This is a genomic window from Veillonella dispar (genome assembly GCF_937975875.1).
Classification (GTDB): domain Bacteria; phylum Bacillota; class Negativicutes; order Veillonellales; family Veillonellaceae; genus Veillonella; species Veillonella dispar_B.
Window position 1 is genome coordinate 1 of sequence record NZ_CALJSP010000112.1, and the last position, 4129, is coordinate 4129.

At 38.5% G+C, this 4129-nt stretch carries 3 protein-coding genes and 1 pseudogene; all 4 read left to right on the forward strand.

Features of this window, described 5'->3' with window-relative positions:
* Positions 1 to 210, forward strand: a pseudogene (locus Q7P05_RS05225) (tRNA (adenosine(37)-N6)-dimethylallyltransferase MiaA); the annotation flags it as partial.
* A complete protein-coding gene (locus tag Q7P05_RS05230) occupies positions 207 to 1445 on the forward strand; it encodes a methionine gamma-lyase family protein (protein WP_303930908.1) in 1239 nt (412 codons plus the stop codon). The pseudogene Q7P05_RS05225 and the gene Q7P05_RS05230, both read left to right, overlap by 4 nt.
* A gap of 201 nt (positions 1446 to 1646) precedes the next feature.
* Positions 1647 to 2708: a tRNA 2-thiouridine(34) synthase MnmA gene (gene mnmA / locus Q7P05_RS05235; RefSeq protein ID WP_303930910.1), complete on the forward strand. Its 1062-nt coding sequence runs from the start codon at positions 1647 to 1649 to the stop codon at positions 2706 to 2708.
* Positions 2709 to 2746: 38 nt separating this feature from the next.
* On the forward strand, positions 2747 to 4129 hold a 1383-nt coding region (lepA, locus tag Q7P05_RS05240; protein WP_303930912.1), incomplete at its 3' end, for a translation elongation factor 4.

Consider the following 4129-nt stretch of genomic DNA (forward strand, 5'->3'; position numbering starts at 1 on the left):
AAAGAGGTTGTAGAATATTTAAATGGCAGTATTACCCTCGATGAATGCCGCGATTTAATTAAGAAGAATACTCGACATTTTGCAAAGCGCCAAATCACTTGGTATAAACGTATGCCATATATTGAATGGATACATATTGATAGCGATACATCTAAAGATTTTATATTTAATAAAGCTATGGATTTAATCCGTAGAGAAGGATTAGCATGACATTAGAAGAAATACGCAGTAAAGCCCTTGAGATGGCTGAACCAGAATTTAAGAAATTTGAACCTATTGCATTAGCCAATACTAAAAAGGTGTTAGAAGCCTTTAAAGAATGCCAAGTATCTGATTATCACTTCACAGGTACTACTGGATATGGCTATAACGATGTGGGCCGTGAAAAATTAGATGAAGTATTTGCCTATGTATTTAAAGGTGAAAAGGCTATCGTTCGTCCTCATTTTGTATCTGGTACACACGCACTAGCAACAACGTTGATTTCCTTAATGGGGAATGGTTCTAAAGGTAAAGAATTTATCTATGCCGTTGGCGCTCCTTACGATACAATGCAATCCGTAATTGGTGCTACTCGTGAAGTACGTGGTTCTTTAGTAGAAAAAGGGTTTACCTATACTGAGGTGCCTTTAAAAGATAATACCTATGATGTGGAGGCCATTGCTAACGCTGTGAATGATAATACGCGAGTAGTAGTCATTCAACGTTCTCGCGGCTATAGTACGCGTGAACCATTATCTATTGCCGATATTAAGATCATTGTAGATGCCGTAAAAGCTAAAAATCCTAACACCATTTGTTTTGTAGATAATTGCTATGGCGAATTTACAGAGTTACAAGAACCATTAGAAGCTGGTGCCGATATTATGGCGGGCTCTCTCATTAAAAATGCAGGGGGTGGTTTGGCGCCAACTGGCGGTTATATTGTTGGTAGAGAAGACCTTGTAGAAGATGCAGCCTATCAACTTACTGCTCCAGGACTTGGCGATCATATGGGCTCCTATGCTCCTGGTTATCGCTTGTTCTTCCAAGGTTTATTTATGGCACCTCACGTAGTATTGCAAGCACTTAAAGGGGCTGTATATACGGCTGCGGTAGGTGAATTATTAGGCTATGATGTATTCCCTAAGGTAAATGCTGATCGCTATGACTTGATCCAAGCCATCAATCTAAAAAATGGGGAAGAAATGGAGCACTTCTGTGTAGGTATGCAAGCCTATTCTCCTGTAGATGCTCATGTACATCCAATCCCTGGCGATATGCCTGGTTATGAAGATAAAATTATCATGGCTGGTGGTACCTTTGTACAAGGCTCCTCCATTGAATTAAGTGCAGATGGTCCAGTTCGTCCTCCGTATACGATTTTCATGCAAGGTGGCCTTGTGTTTGAACACTCCATGCTCGGTATTTTAGGTGCAGCAGAAGAAATATTAAAACATAGATAATAGTTAGAATCTCTTTCTCTTTGAGAAAGGGATTCATTTTGTTTCAAATCTTTTCAATATACCTAGTTCTAGGCTATAATATAAGTTGCTATAATTTCATAGCAATACTACTCGGACTTTTACACCGAACTAGTGTTTTTTACACGTCAGGCTTTCACCCTGATTAGTTTTATGATCAAGAGATCATTAAAAGGAGAAAGTATGGAAAAAGTTATCGCTGTAGCTATGAGTGGTGGCGTAGACAGTTCTTTAACTGCTGCAATGCTACTAAAACAAGGCTATAAAGTATTTGGTATTACCCTGTGGCTGTGGGTGAGTGGTACACCTTATGATTCAGTGCCCCTCGCTGTAACAGATGCTAAGAAGATGTGTGATTTTCTTGGTGTCGAGCATCACGTTATCGATGCTCGCGATGTATTCTACGATAATGTGGTAGATTACTTTGTAAAAGAATATGCCTATGGTCGTACGCCAAATCCTTGTGTATTTTGTAACAAGAACATCAAGTTTGACTTGATGCTCAATCGTGCTCTTGAATTAGGTGCCACACATATGGTAACTGGTCATTATGCACAAGTAAATTATAATGAAGAAACAGGTCTATATGAGTTACATAAAGGTGTTGATCCTACAAAAGACCAAAGTTATGTTATGTACAATATGAACCAACGTATCTTGAGTCATCTTATGTTCCCACTAGGTGTTCAATGTAAGACTGAAACACGTAAATTAGCTGCTGAATATGATTTACCAGTAGCTAAAAAACCAGATAGTGTAGATATTTGTTTCTTACCTCACGGGAACTATCAAAAGCTCGTGGTAGAAGAAATGAAGGATAAACCTAAATCTGGTAATATCGTTACTGAAGATGGTGAAGTATTAGGTAAGCATAATGGCTTATTTAACTACACTATTGGCCAACGTAAGGGTCTTGGTATCGCATACAAGCACCCATTATATGTTATTGGCTTTAATGGTGAACGCAATGAGGTTATCGTAGGTCCTAATGAACGACTCTTTACAAATCGTATGATTTGTAAGTTCTATAACTTCTTAGATGATACAATTCATAAGGAATTGAAGGCAGAAGGAAAAATTCGCTATGCAGCTAACCCTTCTCCTTGCACAGCACGTATTTTAGATGACGATACAATGGAGGTTATTTTTGAAGAACCACAACGGGCTATTACACCAGGTCAGTCCGTAGCCTTTTATAATGGCACTCAATTATTAGGAGGTGCTGTTATCGATCGCGTATGTTAGAAAGGAGAAAACAAGTTCTTTGAACTTGTTCACATAATATGTCAACGAAAAAGATTAGAAACTTCTGTATTATAGCTCATATTGACCATGGTAAATCTACCATTGCCGATAGATTAATTGAATATACTGGCACATTACAAAAACGCGAAATGGAAGCCCAAGTTCTAGACTCTATGGATTTAGAACGGGAAAGGGGCATTACCATTAAAGCCCAATCTGTTCGCATTTTGTATAAAGCACAAGATGGTGAAGAGTATACTTTGAACCTTATTGATACTCCGGGCCATGTGGATTTCAGCTATGAAGTATCTCGTTCTCTTGCAGCTTGTGAAGGCGCATTACTCGTAGTAGATGCTGCACAAGGTGTAGAGGCACAAACGTTGGCAAATGTGTATCTCGCTTTAGAACATGATCTTGAAATCATTCCTGTTATTAACAAAATTGATTTGCCTTCTGCAGATCCTGATCGAGTTAAACATGAAATTGAGGATATTATTGGTTTAGATGCATCAGAAGCAGTTTTATGTTCTGCTAAATCTGGTATTGGCATTCCAGATATTTTGGAAGCTATCGTAAATAAGGTGCCTGCACCGCCAGATAAATCTGATGAACCAACTAGAGCTTTGATTTTTGATAGCCGTTTTGATGCATACAAAGGTGCCATTGCTTACGTTCGCGTAAAAGAAGGTTCAATTAAAGCAAAAGATACAATCCGTATGATGCATGATAAAAAGGATTTTGATGTAACAGAACTTGGTATCTTTACACCAAATCTTGTACCTGTTCAGGAGTTACCATGTGGCTCTGTAGGTTGTATTGCAGCTAGCATTAAGAATGTAGCTGATTGTCACGTTGGTGATACTGTAACATTAGCTAATAATCCGGCACCAGAACCATTACCTGGCTATCGCAAAGCTGTATCTATGGTTTATTGTGGCTTATATCCAACAGATTCTAAAGACTATGAAAATCTTCGTGATGCACTTGAAAAGTTACAACTTAATGATGCTGCTTTAGAATACGAAGCAGAAACATCTTTGGCATTGGGCTTCGGATTCCGTTGTGGTTTCCTCGGCCTATTACATATGGATGTTATTCAAGAACGGTTGGAACGTGAATATAACTTATCCCTTATTACAACTGCTCCATCTGTAAACTATAAGGTTTACAAGACAAATGGAGAAATGATTGAGGTCACAAATCCGTCAAACCTTCCTGACCCGTCAGAGATTGAGCACATGGAGGAACCGATGGTTTCGGCAGAGATTATGGTTACAAAGGAATTTGTGGGTGCAATAATGACGCTTTGTCAGGAAAGACGAGGTGTTTATATTGGAATGGAATATATGGAAGAATCAAGAGCACTTCTTAAATATGACCTTCCGCTCAATGAGATTATTTATGATTTCTTCGATGCATTG